The sequence below is a fragment of the Halomonas sp. BN3-1 genome (genome assembly GCF_003056325.1).
Classification (GTDB): Bacteria; Pseudomonadota; Gammaproteobacteria; order Pseudomonadales; family Halomonadaceae; genus Halomonas; species Halomonas litopenaei.
Window position 1 is genome coordinate 167,942 of the sequence record NZ_PYVV01000006.1, and the last position, 13,507, is coordinate 181,448.

A 13,507-nucleotide genomic window follows, 5' to 3' on the forward strand; every position below is an offset into this window, starting at 1 on the left:
GGTACCGGCCCCTTCCTGCCAACTCTTTTCCTTCTACTTTCTTGCGTCTCTTGTGGGCTCGAGCCTAGCCGATGGGATCTACCTCGACCAGCGGCTCCCGCGGCAGCAAGGGTCGCCAGTAAGCAAGCTCGGCGGCCACCGGCAACAGATTGACCGACACATCCTTGCGAGTCGGTTTGCACGGACGGCAGCGCCGCTCGATACCGGGCTGATTGAGCTGAATACAGGTGTACAGCTCCAGGCCACGGGCATCGATGGCGCTGACACACAGCTCGCACTTGAACGACTGACCCATTTCGGTCGCGACCTTGAGGCGTCGTCCCTCCAGTCGATAGGGAATGATGCCTGCCGCGCTCTTCACCTTGCCATCGCCCTGTTCCAGGGTCTGCCCACACAGGCACCACTCGTAGTCCACCGGGAAGGCGGTGAGCCTGGGCCAGGCTTCAAACACGCCGCACCATCGCACCGGGCTGGAACGACAACGAGAACAGTCCTTCGCAATGTAGTCAGTCACCTCTCCGCGCTCTGTCACGCTCCATCGTGCCGCAATATCCAGCGATGGCGTCGGGGTGTCGAAGGTGATCCAGTCCAGATGCAGTGCACCCTGCTGATCGATCTGGCGCCAGGCACGTAACTTGGCCAGGCGCCCTTCGGACGTGCGCATCCCGAAGACCACCTCATGGTGAGGCATGAACAGGAACCATCGTGGCCACGTGAGGGGTATCAGGCCCAGAGACATCTGGCTTGTTGCCAGCGGCAGGCGCGATATCTGCACCGGTGTCAGCGCGCCGAAGGAGGTCCCCGTGACCGTCAGCCCACTGCCACCGACGGCATTCAAGCCACTTGCGGGATTCCAGGCGAGATCGGTTCCGGGCAGCACCCCCGCACTGAGGGCGCCACTGTCCAGATCCACCGAGAACCCTTCGAGACCGACGTTTCCGCCCTGGTGTTTTACCGGCACCGAGACTGACCGCACGATGCTCGAGCGCAATTCCAGATCATCGAGGACGATACTGGACAGCGTCAGACCACCACCGATAGGCCCGAGCGGGATCGCCGGCAGGCCACCAATGGCCCCACTGATTCCATCCGAAATCAGACCATCGGCGATGCCTTCTGCCACCGCCTCGACAATCGCCAGCACCACGGCGGCAATGATGACTCCGACGATACCGCCGAACAGACCTCCCAGACCGAGTGAGGCAAGCCACACCCACCAGGCCAGGTCCACATCGGTATCCACCACCGGCGTGGTGGCAGTCACCGTGATCGCCCCAGCATCCAGACCGATATCGATGAAGAACGAGAAATTCGACTCCGCCGACCAACCACTACCCGAGTCGGTGGCACGTCCCGTGACGGAAATGCGATTACCGACAACGCGAGCCTCGAGACTTCGAAGCGTCCCCTGACCGCCCGGTGCGGGGATACTGCGGTTTAGCCTCAAGGGGGTGTCGAAATCGGTGACAGGTCTGCCCATGGAGCTTGCGATACGTGGGCGCATTACCCTGGCCAGCAACCAGAAGTTGCTCATCGTCACCAGCGACTGGCTACCGGCAGGGATCAAGCTCGAGGTGACGTTATTGATATTACCCCCGCCGTCGCTGGACATTCGCACACCGAACGCAAGGCAATCACGATCCAGTGCCGTGGTATCGTTCACGGTGGTGACATCGATGTCGAAGACGGTTGTCGCATCCGTATCGTCGACGACCGGGATCGCTGGCGTCAGATCGATTCGACCGATGCTGGACTGAAGCTGGTCGAGCACGACTCCCGCCATCATGTTCTGCGCCTGCGTGAGGCTCAGCCCCGCAACATCCAGAAGCGGCTCAAGCAGTGACACCGACGCAGGATCGAAGGCCACATTGAGCGTGGGCGCACCGGCATTGAAGTCCATGGTGGCGAACTGATTGCTGCCCTCGGTCACCATGGCGATACTGTCCACCACCGTGATGGCGCCACCGATCGGGGCGACCGTCAACGCCAGGGGCGCGGTGATCTGGAGCTGAGAATTGGAAAAGGGAACAGTCAGCCCCATTCTCGGCCGAGGGCGGTCCAGGTCGGCGACGGGGGTATCGAAATTCAGATCGGCGCTCCCGCTGACACCGCCTGCATTGACTGGCACGCTGATACTGGGTGGAAAGATCCCTCCGGCGAGGAAGGCCGTGGCAAGTTGATTGTTGAGTTCGTTCTCGGAAATCTGAACGAGCATGTCAAAACCGGCTGTTCGATCCAGTGCCATGACTAGCCCTCCTTGTGAACAGCAAAGCCATCATCATCCTGCGGCTTCGCACCCGGCTTGATCTCGCCGATACGACCACGCGGGAAGGCCGCAGCCTTGAAACCCGCCACCTTCACTCCGGGACCGACTACTGCTGTCTGTTCGACCTCCCCATGGGCCCGCTCGACGGCCTTCAGCTCCTGCCTTGACAATTTGACACCGGCCTTGAGCAAGGCCTCGACAGGACGCGCCATGTATAGGCTCGCGTTCGCCTCGTCCTTGGCCAACCACTCCATCATCACCTTGTCGGCCTCCTGGAGTTTCTTCATCACCTCCTCTGGTAACGCCAGCGGCTTGGCATCCCGACGGGGCGCTCCCTTGCGAGGACGGCAGCGCAGAGGACGCTTGGGCAGCGCGAAGTCTCCTCCAGGCACAAGGCGCACATTGATGTTGGCCTCAAAGCCCTGGGGCACCCTGGCCACCACGAGCTCTTCCGCCCGATCCTTGCCCAGCCCCACCTGAGGGCGGCATGGGCAGGGATCGGGGTCTTTTGACGTGTTCATGTGTTGGCTCCTTGACGTTGAATGACGTTTGCAACTTCGCAGGGCAGCGCAGTACAGGTCGTCAACAAGAAGCTCGGCGAGAAATAACGCTACCCGGGTCATCGAATCGATGACCGCGCGGGGGTAGTCGACTTCCGGGACGTCAGCCCACCGAAACAGGAGGCAGGCGACCGGAATCTGGTGCTATGCGAGGAAGGAGGGAAACATGCTCGGACACCGGAGCTTTGGATAACGGGCAAGGCGCCCCGACAGCGTCCCCGCGCTGGCCTCTTTCATCTGACACGGAAAGGAAAGCGCTTCTGGCGGCGCAGCCCTGAACAAAATGTGCTTAAAAAGGCACCGGGGCCACGACCGCAGGACACCAAACATCTCGGCTAATTTATCAAGTACTTACCAAGTATTCCTGATGGATTCAATCAGAATGACTACCCCCGTAGAACACTCTTCCTAAGTAAACTTGGCCTTTGAAGCATAGACTGTCTTCGTCAATGTGACGATGTCCAATCAGCCATCAGGTCAACAAACGAAGGCACCCCGCCGAGAGGCTTTCTCGACGGGGTGCCTGAAGGAGTCGGCGTAACGTTCACCGGGACAACCGGTGGCCCTTAGCGATTGATCTCGACACGAATGATGCGATTGGTGGCGCTCTGATGAATCAGCAGCTCGCCATTCCGGGTCGGTCGCATATGCCGCACGATACCTGCGTAAATACCGCCAGACGGGATCGCCCAGCTCTGGAAGGTCTCGGTGGCGGGATCAAAGCGCACCAGGGCATCGGGGCGCATCCCGGATTCGTTGTACCAGACCACGCCATCGAGTACCGCGATCGCGTAGGGATGAGACTTCTCGCCGCTTGGCGACGGCCACTCCTGCACCTCACCGCTGCGGGGGTCATAGCGCCCAAGCCGGCCCCTTCCCGAATTGACGTACCAGATCATGCCGTCATCGGCGATATCGAGCCGGCGCACAGTGGTTGCCTGGTGGGGAAGCTCGATTTCGGTAAGCGCCATGGTGTCGGGATCGACTCGTACCAGGCAGTTGCTGCCATTGCAGGCCACCCAGGGGGTGCCCTCTGCATCGATCTTGATGCCGTAGGGCCGCGCCCCAGTGGTGGGCATGGCAACGAGTTCGACCTCACCGGTTTGTGGATCGAGGCGTCCGACGCGATTGGCGTGCTGCGCCGTAAACCAGAGGAGGCCGTCATCATCGAACACGGCCGTGTGGGGATCACGCACCGAGGGGTCAGGCATGTCGACCACCTCGATATCCCCACTGGCCGGGTCGAGACGCCCCAGCGTCCCGTTCTTGTTACCGGTAAACCACACGCCGCCGTCACGATCTAGCGTTACCGAGTGAGGCATGCTGCCAGGCGGCAGTGGGTATTCGCGCATCTCACCGGACATGGGATCAATGCGCCCCACCAGATTTCCCCATTGGCCCGCCCACCAGATCCCGCCATCTGGCGCCTCGGCCGGATCCCGCGAGCGTTGCCCGAGCGTCGGCACCACCCATTCGTGGAAGCTGATATCGGTATCTCCCTCAAGCAACGTCGGTGCCCGTCGCTCATTGGGAGGAAAATGCTCCGCCAGATAGTCGGCGATAGCCCCGCGGCGGGCAGGATCACTCGAGAGATCCACCATGGTGCCCATCAACTCGAGCCACCCCTCACGGCTGTAGCCAAGGCTCTGGCTGATGCGACTGACCGGATGGCACGCCGAGCACTGCACTTCGACAGCCTCCCTGCCCTCCCCCGATGGCAGGCCGGCGCCCAGGGCCGCCGACGAACCAGCGAGCAGCCAAATCGAGAGACATAGCCTCCGAAACCCAACGTGCCTGGTCATACGCCATCTCCCCGAGCCTGGACCCAAACTTGAGCCTGAACCTGAACGCATCGAGTGCACCGAGTGCACAATTGGGTGTACCGCACTATTTGATCGCCGGCCTCAGTTGGCCTGATCCATCCTCAGCCACCCACTCACCGATTCGATACCAGATACCACCGAGACGTCGCCGTCCCGCTAAGCACCGTCCGTCCTGAGCCATATGACGATCGCCCACGCCGATGCCTATTCAGCCTAGGAAAAATGGCGCGGCCCTGCAGGTCCCGTTCGATGCCGCATGCACTTGCTCATTGAGGCCGCCGACTTCTATTGCTCCATAGCCGGATGTTGTTCATCACCAAGCCGCGCCATATAAAATGCTCCCACGTACTCACCACCTCGAAAGGCAAAATCCTTAGCCTCTCCCTCGATGTCAAAACCGAATCGTTTGTATAATTCAATGGCGCGTTGGTTATCGACATAGACGGTGAGTTCCAACCGCCGAAGAGCAAGCCAATTGTCGGCCAGGTCGATCGCTGTAGAAAGCAAGGCTGTGCCCACGCCTGAACCTTGAGCCTTATCCTTTACTCCCATACCCAAGGAGCCGACGTGTCGTCGACGCGGGTTTTGACAAACCTCCAGGCCAAGGGTTCCGACGATTTCTCCATCCAGTAAAGCAACGTACATATACACATTGTCTGGTGTGCTGGCTAAGCGCTTTTCCCACAAGGCAATAGATGGGTGAGGAAGCTGGAGCGTACCCTCATAAGCGCTTCTGCAGTCGTATATATCTTTAACACCACGAGCATCGGATGGCTCAGCTCTTCTAATCTCGACGTCCATGTTGGCCTATCCCTCCATTGGTAATATCTGCAAAACATCCTATTTACTTATCTATATCGCCCCACAAGCACCACCACCTTTCTAGCCTTTGTATATTCTCTGACTACCAGCCCATACCAAAGCACTGCACATATGTGCCATAACACTTTTATAAAAGAATAAAGATCTCTAAAACTTCCAAAAATCTAACTCGAAATAAAGATAAGATACAGTCAAATAAAGGTGCTCAATCGAGACGCGCACTACACACATACACTAGACCTTCAAACGTGGACTCATGAAACACAGACGCACTATAGACTTGTATAACATGAAGAAACTCCAACGTATTTCTACTCTACAGGCTTCCACAGAGTCTTAGATTGATCTTTGTAGCCTAGCTCTTTATAGAACCTCTCCGCATCTTCATTAAAGGACATGACCTCCAGCCGAATTTGCTCTGCCCCTTGTCCTTTAGCCCAATCATCGCAGTGGGACATCAACATACGTCCAATGCCATATCCTCTTGAGGCTTCATCCACGACTATGGTGCCGACTCGACATATCGGGCTACTTATCAGAAACGGAATCGACACATTTCGCGTAATTTTCGCTGTTACAAAGCCGACAATCTCGCCTGCAATCTCCGCCACCAGAAAAATTCTATCCGTTTCGTCTAAAGCGCTTAGAAGGAAATCCTTTTCCGCATCAGAAGGTTGTACAAATGCCTCTGGTGCATTGTCAAAGTGTGTTAAACCAAGCTGATGATTCAAGCGTAGAAGTGCGTCTATGTCTGATCGTTCAGCTCTCCTTACTCCCAAATTCTGACGGTGTTTTTCTTGGCACACGACTTACTTCCTCGACGGTTTCATTAAGCTTCCGGAGTGTATTGACAGAGATTTGAAACTGACCATTACTCGGCAAACTTTTACCTATGAAATGGCTCCATACAAGATCTCCTGGTCCATTGTAGATTTCCTCGAAAGTACCATCGCGCAAGATTTTGATGATGATCGTATGCTGCGGTTGACTTCGAAACCCCACTGAATTTGACTGCGTTGCTTTTATATCGACTTCCAGGCCCAACTCAGTGACTGCGTCATAGCTCTCGTTGGACGCTGCCATCAGCTCCAGATTATATGCATCCGCGACGAGACATTCCCCCAAACTACCAACCATATGCCCATCCGGAGTAAAGTGCCTCCCAGGAAACATGGCTTCCAATTCGCCAACCGTTGCATAAAGTTATTTGACCAAGGCACGTAACTTATCGTGATCGATCATTCGGGACCTGATACCTAGATGGCTGGACCATCTATCGTCGACTCTCTTCGTCATACGGTGCACCTTCCAAAGCCTAACTCTGAACGAAGCGGCGCGTCTCACGCGTCCGCCTTCCGTGACTTGTTACATAAGCCGATTGCCTTCTGTACCCTCTTTGCGGAAACAACTGAAAACGTCTGGGACAAGAGAAATAATCCAAAGAATATTAAAAATAGAGAAACTCCAATCACAAAAACAATTCCAACTATCGATTGTGATTGAATAGCATTAGTCATCGTCAGAAACAGAGAGCCTATTAGCAACAATAAAATACCAGCTATAATATTGTACCAATAGCCAATCATGTCGAAGGTCGATATTTTTACCTCTAATTCACCATTCTTTATCTCTAAATGGCTCCTTGCTCTTATAAAATGAGCGATCGAAAGCTCTCTATTCAGTCTTACATGCCAATCAATGCATGCATCCCTAACAACCTTTTCCATCTTCACTTTATGAGCCAATCTAAAATATTCATTTTCTATTTCATCTTCGAAATGAACCTTCAGGTTTCCATTTATCGAATCTACAAACACAGCTTCCTTCAACAGCTCGATTCTTCGCTTTTTATAGATGTCTGCAAAGGACAAGATATGTTTTAGGTTAAATAAAATTCCCAAAACAATCGCGATGGAAAATGCGACGTACTCTCCCTGAAAAATGAACTCAAATGCCTTGTCAAACACTCTTCAACCTCCTATTAATGTAACGCCGCGTTAAGGTGTGCAGCTACGTGTGCCATACTTGAGAGAAGCGAAACCGGCACACGTTGGGAGTCACTCTTAAACGCTTTGTTAGCTGTAGTTTACACCCAGACGTCATTTTCTGCAGTTAGTTCACTACTTTCATCACCAGTATTAACGACACCTTTGGGCTCAACAATCATGATCTTACATTCGGTGATAGAGCTTGGCTTGTGTTCTACGCCTTTAGGGATTACAAGCATTTCACCTGCATTAAGCGTGACCATGCCATCTCGGAACTCAATGTTAAGCACACCTTCCATAACGATGAAAACTTCATCTGTATAAGGATGATCATGCCAAACAAACTCTCCCTCAACTTTTACCAACTTAAATTGATAGTCATTCATTTCTGCAATAATACGCGGCGACCAATGCTCAGAAAACTTTGTGTATTTATCTTGGAAATTAATAGATTCAAATTTCATATTGACTCCAGAGTTTCAAAGACAGCTAACGTCTAAATCATGTGCGCCGTAGGCGTCACTTGAATTTACTGGTTAGAACGACGTTGACATTGTTATTTAAATGGCATTCTATCAAGCCAGCAGTTCCAGTTTATGTGCCCATCATCAAAACCAATATATTTAATAAGAACTAACGGTATCAACATACTGAATTGTGAATAATAGTCAAAAATATCGATCTTCTTCATTCGTCCGTTAATATTTACCTCACACTCCAACTTTCCATTGTGGAATAAGGCATTACGGATACGAGCATATGTTGAAACGGCCTTCGCCATACTGTCTACATTGTCTTGAGAAATATCGAATCCATATGGCTTCAAAAATTTTGCTATTGGCGTTGAGCAATTGCTCGACTTGTAATCATCTAAATGAAATCTGGCTAATGACTCTAATGCAGAAAACAGCAGATAATAGTTGAAATCAATGAAACTATCACTTCCCCTAAATACTTCAATCGACTTGAAAAAAGCAGTTCGAAATGGCCCGCCTTCTATATCCGATTCTTTTAGCTTGGCGAGTGCCATTACTATAAAATTCTTTCGAGAAGTGGGGGAGAATGTATCTCCCAAAATCACACCACCACCGCCATTTATTCTTTTTAAAGCTGTAAGCTGTCTAGGATAATCTTCATCTAAATCATTATAACTTTCGTGAACGCGCAATTCATTCGTTATTATAACATTTTTCTGATCAATAAATGATAGAACACCTTGGAGATCAAAGAGCAACGATTTGTTATCTAATGAATTACTTCCATTTATTTCAAGAAATCCAGTCAAATGATAACTATTTAGATCACTAGCCCTCTCTTTGGCTGTCGTATAGTTATCCGTCAAAGGTATCAAATTAAAATCGTCAAACTCAGCACGTTTAGATATTTCGTAACCATAGATTCCGTAACTTTTCATACGCTTATTAGGATGACTCTTGGTAACGTTCTAACATTTTTAATCGTATGCGTGCTTAAATTTTCGCCGCCCGGATCTGCGTAAAATACGTCACATCTTCTTGATACTACCAGTAAATTCATTCTATCCCTTCTCCGCCCTTAGTAGCCAATACGCGCATGCTCGAATTCCTGCGAAAGTGTGCGCGACATTCCACCGGACTCTGCTCACATCTCTCTGATGTTCTGCCTTTTTTCTAGAATTTGTGCGGAGAAAACATGCGTTCTTCTGTTGCTTTCCAGGCGCGTCAGCTGGACGCTTCTCGATATACTGTATGAATGTATAGTTACCGTATTTTGGAGGTTGCACATGAGCAAGAGCCCGTTCCTGGAGTCCATCCGCCGAGATCTACGCTTGCGTGGCTACAGTATTCGAACAGAAAAAACCTACCTGCACTGGATCAAGCGATTCATCTTGTTTCACCAACGCCGACATCCTGCTGAGATGGGTGCACCCGAGGTGCGCGTCTTCCTGACATCGCTCGCCAACGACAACGGTGTCTCGGTCAATACGCAAAAGATTGCGTTAAATGCTCTCGCCTTTCTGTACCACAAGTTTCTTGGTGTCGAGTTGGGACCGCTCGACTTCAAGCATGCTCGCCAACATCGTAGGCTTCCCACCGTACTGACGCGTGCCGAGGTCGCGGCAATCCTGTCGTGCATGTCGGGACGAAACTGGCTGACCTTCTCTTTACTTTATGGCAGTGGGCTACGTATCGCGGAATGTCTTCGGCTTCGTGTCAAAGACATCGATTTCGGTACAGGGGCCTTGACCGTCGTCAGCGGCAAGGGAGGCAAGGATCGCAAGACCTTGCTGAGCACAACCCTGATGGCGGGACTAACTCAACAGATGCAGATGGCCTTGTCCCTGCAACGCGAGGATGTCGCACGGGGGGTAGGCCCTTCGCTGCCCTTTGCGCTGGGTAAAAAATACCCAGGTGCCTACCGCCAACCGGCCTGGATGTTCGTGTTTCCTTCCACTGGCCTATGTGCCCATCCTGTTTCGGGAGTTCTGTGTCGGCATCACCTGCACGACTCGGTCCCTCGCAAGGCGCTGAAGGTGGCGGTGAAACAAGCAGGTATCGTGGACAAGCGGGTCGGCTGTCATACCTTCCGACATTCCTTTGCTACCCATCTGCTTGAGGCAGGTCAGGACATTCGTACGGTGCAGGAATTGCTGGGCCACACCGATGTCCGAACCACACAGATCTATACCCATGTCATCGGCAAACGGTTTGCTGGCACATCCAGCCCATTGGATCTGCTATAGCAACGACACCGGCCCGGCGTGGATATTCCGGTTGCCGATTACCCTACAGGCAGGCTACCGCGGGAGAATGTCACATAGACACGCCCCTTCCATGGCGATTGCTGCCACTTCCTTCCCTGACATCAGCATGACTTCGGCTAACGTGAACAAGGCGTCCTAGCTTCCCTGCCCTGATCGACCTGGATCGTCTGCCATTATGGCTAAGTTTAGTTGTTGCCTTTCAGCATATACCGACATATCCGGGGATTCGAGCTTTGCCGAGACATCGGTCGACACGTCTTGCCTCGGCCCTTTTCCCAAGCGGGGATGCAATTCGCCAGCCCACCTTGCACGTTATCACCACAAACAACGACACCCCGGCGGGCAAGGCCCGTCGGGGGTGTCGTTTGGTGGCGGCTGTGTCTTGGCGCTGTGCCTTGACGCTATGCCTTGTCTTGCCTCTACAGCCTCAGGCTTCAGGCGGCGTAGCGGGATACGGCCAGACCATCGGGGTTGATGGCGGGCGTGCGACCGTCGATCAGGTCGGACAACAGCTGAGCACTGCCACAGCTCATGGTCCAGCCCAGGGTGCCGTGGCCGGTGTTGAGCCACAGGTTGTCGTACTTGGTGGCGCCGATGATCGGTGTGGAGTCCGGGGTCATCGGGCGCAGGCCGGTCCAGAATTCGGCCTTGGCCAGATCGCCGCCTTCCGGGAACACATCGCGCACGACCATGGAGATGGTGGCACGACGCTTCTCGGCCAGGCTGAGGTCGTAGGATGCCAGCTCCGCAGTGCCGCCGACACGGATACGGTCGTCGAAGCGCGAAATCGCCACCTTGAAGGTTTCGTCCATGACGGTGGACTGGGGCGCGCCGCCGTCATCGACCACCGGCAGGGTCAGGCTGTAGCCCTTGACCGGGTAGATCGGCAGGCGGATGTCCAGGTCACGGGCGAGGAACGGCGAGTAGCTGCCCAGCGCCATCACGTAGGCGTCGGCAGTCAGGGTGCCGGCGCTGGTGTGCACCGCCTCTACCTTGCCGGAGACCCGCGTCAGCCGCTCGATGGTGGTGTTGAACATGAACTCGACACCGAGCTTCTCGCGGCAGTAGTCGGCCAGACGATTGGTGAACAGGTGGCAGTCACCGGTCTGATCGTCGGGCAGATGCAGGCCACCGACAAACTTGCCGGGCACACGGGCAAGCGCCGGCTCCACCTGGGCGATGCGGCTGGCGTCCAGCAGTTCATGACGCACGCCGCACTGCTCGAGGACCTTCATGTCCTTGCCCACCGCTTCGACCTGCTTTTCGGTACGGAAAAGCTGCAGCAGGCCACGCTGGCGATCTTCGTAGCGCAGCCCGGTCTCGTCACGCAGCGCATTGATGCAGGCGCGGCTGTGCTCGGCGACGCGGACCATGCGCTCCTTGTTGAGGGCGTAGCTGTCGGGATTGCAGTTGCTGAGCATCTGCATCATGAAGCGACCCATGTTCGAGTCCATCTTGGGCTGGATCTTGAGTGGCGCGTGTTCCTGGAACATCCACTTGACCGCCTTCTGGGGGATGCCCGGGGCAGCCCAGGGGGAAGAGAAGCCGAAGGATACCTGGCCAGCGTTGCCGTAGCTGGTCTCCATCGCCACGGAGGGCTGACGATCGACCACCTTTACCTCGTGTCCCTGACGGGCAAGATAATAGGCGGTGGTAACCCCTACGACACCCGCTCCCAGTACCAGTACCTTCATGTCGCCACTCCTCTGTTCTCGTTGTCGATGGCCCGTCCCGATCCCGGGCGTTGAGCATGAGATAGGCCGTGGCCAATGGCCACGGCCTGCAATGAGAGGAGTATAGGGTCGAGTCTGAAGTGTTTTATTCTTTTTTACCCACCTTTTGCGAACGGTGATATCGAAGTAGTCACCATCAGCAGACTTTACGTTCTTTCATCGACCTTAATATAGTTGATTCAACTACCCTGCATTTCACCCTTGCCGCTACGCTTGGGACGCGACAGGGTCCGTCGCAGCAACAGGTAGGCGCCAAGCCCCGCCAGCAGGTTGCCAACCCCCGCTCCAAGCCCAAGGCCGGTAACACCGCCGATCAGCATTACACCGAGCCACAGGCACGGCAGGTAGAACACGAACAACCGCGCGGCAGACAGCAACATGGCGCGCATGGGCCAGCCGAGGGCATTGCCGGCCGACACCACCAGCATGCACACCCCGAGCGCGGCATAGCTCGGCAACATGAAGCGCATCAGCACCATCAGCGATTCGCTGACCTCCGGCGTGCCGGCCAGGGCACGGGCGACCCAGGGCGAAGCCAGCGCCAGCGACACACCCAGCATCAACTGCCACACCACCACCACCTTGAGGGCAAGGCGCATCAGGCGGTGCACCTGGGCCCAGTCGCCGGCGCCGTAGCAGCGGCCGAGCCAGGGTGGCAGCGACATGGTCAGCGCCAGCACCACCATCAGCGACACCGTCTCCAGACGGCTGGCCAGTCCCCAGGCCGCCACGGCGGATTCGCCCAGGCGTGACACCGTGGAAATCGCCAGCATCGCCGCCAGTGGCGGCATCAACTGGCTGACCATGGCGGGACAGGCGACCCCCGCAAAGGACCGCCCCGATAGCCGCCATTCCTCCCGGAGGCCTTCGAACGCGAGCCAGTGGCGCCCCTTCAACTGCCAGCCGAGCAAGGCAAGGCCGCTGCCAAAGGCAAGCACCGTGGCCCAGGCGGCCCCGGGCAGGCCCAGCCCATCCCAGTTGCCGATACCAAAGATCAGAATCGGATCGAGACACAGGTTCACCAGGCTGGTCAGCACCATCATGCTGCCGGGAAAGCTGGTGTTACCGTGGGCACGAAACAGGCTGTAGCCGAAGTACACCACCGCCCCTAGCCAGGCGGCGACCAGCTGGGGTGCCCAGTAGGCGCGAATCAGCTCCCGCGCGTGAGCGTCGGCCCCAAGGGCCCCGAAGATGGGACTCTGCAGGGCCCATAACACCAGCGCCAGCAAGCCGATAGCGACTGTCCCCATCATCAGCGACAGACTGCCCAGACGCCGGGCGCGGTCGTCTTCGCCTCCGCCCAGCGCCCGGGAAATCAAGGCGGCAATGGCGATCCCCATGCCCACCTGTACGCCGATGATCAGAAACGACAGCGGAAAGGTGTAGGACTGGGCCGCCAGGGGAGCGGTGCCCAGGCGCGCGACGAAGGCAGAGTCGACCAGCTGAAAGCCGAGCAGCGACAACACTCCGATCGCCATCGGCCAGGTCTTTTGCCACAGGGTGCGCCCCAGGGAGGTAGAGTCGGAACTTAGGTGCACGGTGTCTCCGGATGGTAGATAGGCCGCTTATGGT

12 protein-coding genes are annotated in these 13,507 nt (G+C 55.4%); 1 reads left to right on the plus strand and 11 read right to left on the minus strand.

The genetic code is table 11. The features are described from left to right. Nucleotides 1-64: 64 nt before the first annotated feature. From C9F12_RS10460 to C9F12_RS10500, 9 genes are all read right to left on the minus strand, one after another. The gene (locus C9F12_RS10460; protein WP_108448832.1) at nucleotides 65-2,245 is read right to left on the minus strand and encodes a hypothetical protein; all 2,181 of its coding nucleotides are present in this window, start codon (nucleotides 2,243-2,245) and stop codon (nucleotides 65-67) included. 2 nt (nucleotides 2,246-2,247) lie between these two features. Further along, nucleotides 2,248-2,787 carry a hypothetical protein gene (locus C9F12_RS10465; RefSeq protein WP_108448833.1) on the minus strand — a complete coding sequence of 180 codons (540 nt, stop codon included), beginning with the start codon at nucleotides 2,785-2,787 and terminating at the stop codon, nucleotides 2,248-2,250. A 605-nt stretch (nucleotides 2,788-3,392) separates the two neighbouring features. Next, nucleotides 3,393-4,514, minus strand: coding sequence for a lyase (locus tag C9F12_RS10470; protein WP_205254666.1), 1,122 nt, complete (start codon nucleotides 4,512-4,514; stop codon nucleotides 3,393-3,395). A gap of 420 nt (nucleotides 4,515-4,934) precedes the next feature. After that, complete coding sequence (locus tag C9F12_RS10475) at nucleotides 4,935-5,450, minus strand: GNAT family N-acetyltransferase (protein ID WP_108448834.1); 516 nt, start codon at nucleotides 5,448-5,450, stop codon at nucleotides 4,935-4,937. Nucleotides 5,451-5,782: 332 nt separating this feature from the next. Continuing rightward, nucleotides 5,783-6,202 (minus strand): GNAT family N-acetyltransferase, encoded by a 420-nt coding sequence (locus C9F12_RS10480; protein WP_240184227.1) that lies wholly within the window; start codon nucleotides 6,200-6,202, stop codon nucleotides 5,783-5,785. Nucleotides 6,203-6,230: 28 nt separating this feature from the next. Next, the gene (locus C9F12_RS10485; protein ID WP_205254669.1) at nucleotides 6,231-6,554 is read right to left on the minus strand and encodes a hypothetical protein; all 324 of its coding nucleotides are present in this window, start codon (nucleotides 6,552-6,554) and stop codon (nucleotides 6,231-6,233) included. 257 nt (nucleotides 6,555-6,811) lie between these two features. Beyond that, nucleotides 6,812-7,438: a hypothetical protein gene (locus C9F12_RS10490; RefSeq protein ID WP_108448836.1), complete on the minus strand. Its 627-nt coding sequence runs from the start codon at nucleotides 7,436-7,438 to the stop codon at nucleotides 6,812-6,814. 119 nt (nucleotides 7,439-7,557) lie between these two features. Further along, nucleotides 7,558-7,923 carry a cupin domain-containing protein gene (locus tag C9F12_RS10495; protein ID WP_108448837.1) on the minus strand — a complete coding sequence of 122 codons (366 nt, stop codon included), beginning with the start codon at nucleotides 7,921-7,923 and terminating at the stop codon, nucleotides 7,558-7,560. Between the two features lie 92 nt (nucleotides 7,924-8,015). After that, a complete protein-coding gene (locus tag C9F12_RS10500) occupies nucleotides 8,016-8,873 on the minus strand; it encodes a hypothetical protein (RefSeq protein WP_108448838.1) in 858 nt (285 codons plus the stop codon). Between the two features lie 348 nt (nucleotides 8,874-9,221). Here C9F12_RS10500 and C9F12_RS10505 point away from each other — a divergent pair, with 348 nt between their 5' ends. After that, a complete protein-coding gene (locus C9F12_RS10505) occupies nucleotides 9,222-10,181 on the plus strand; it encodes an integron integrase (protein ID WP_108448839.1) in 960 nt (319 codons plus the stop codon). 455 nt (nucleotides 10,182-10,636) lie between these two features. Here C9F12_RS10505 and C9F12_RS10510 read toward each other — a convergent pair whose 3' ends face one another. Both C9F12_RS10510 and C9F12_RS10515 read right to left on the minus strand, forming a co-directional pair. Further along, nucleotides 10,637-11,896, minus strand: a complete 1,260-nt coding sequence (locus C9F12_RS10510) for a D-amino acid dehydrogenase (protein ID WP_045992464.1) — start codon at nucleotides 11,894-11,896, stop codon at nucleotides 10,637-10,639. A 218-nt stretch (nucleotides 11,897-12,114) separates the two neighbouring features. Then, nucleotides 12,115-13,413, minus strand: coding sequence for an MATE family efflux transporter (locus C9F12_RS10515; protein ID WP_108448840.1), 1,299 nt, complete (start codon nucleotides 13,411-13,413; stop codon nucleotides 12,115-12,117). Nucleotides 13,414-13,507: the final 94 nt, after the last annotated feature.

What these genes read in the sequence shown, in the direction of transcription:
- C9F12_RS10500 (WP_108448838.1), bottom strand. Translation starts at nt 8,873, where the DNA reads ATGAAAAGTTACGGAATCTATGGTTACGAAATATCTAAACGTGCTGAG.
- C9F12_RS10460 (WP_108448832.1), bottom strand. Translation starts at nt 2,245, where the DNA reads ATGGCACTGGATCGAACAGCCGGTTTTGACATGCTCGTTCAGATTTCC.
- C9F12_RS10505 (WP_108448839.1), top strand. Translation starts at nt 9,222, where the DNA reads ATGAGCAAGAGCCCGTTCCTGGAGTCCATCCGCCGAGATCTACGCTTG.
- C9F12_RS10510 (WP_045992464.1), bottom strand. Translation starts at nt 11,896, where the DNA reads ATGAAGGTACTGGTACTGGGAGCGGGTGTCGTAGGGGTTACCACCGCC.
- C9F12_RS10515 (WP_108448840.1), bottom strand. Translation starts at nt 13,413, where the DNA reads ATGGCGATCGGAGTGTTGTCGCTGCTCGGCTTTCAGCTGGTCGACTCT.
- C9F12_RS10475 (WP_108448834.1), bottom strand. Translation starts at nt 5,450, where the DNA reads ATGGACGTCGAGATTAGAAGAGCTGAGCCATCCGATGCTCGTGGTGTT.
- C9F12_RS10465 (WP_108448833.1), bottom strand. Translation starts at nt 2,787, where the DNA reads ATGAACACGTCAAAAGACCCCGATCCCTGCCCATGCCGCCCTCAGGTG.
- C9F12_RS10485 (WP_205254669.1), bottom strand. Translation starts at nt 6,554, where the DNA reads ATGGCAGCGTCCAACGAGAGCTATGACGCAGTCACTGAGTTGGGCCTG.
- C9F12_RS10495 (WP_108448837.1), bottom strand. Translation starts at nt 7,923, where the DNA reads ATGAAATTTGAATCTATTAATTTCCAAGATAAATACACAAAGTTTTCT.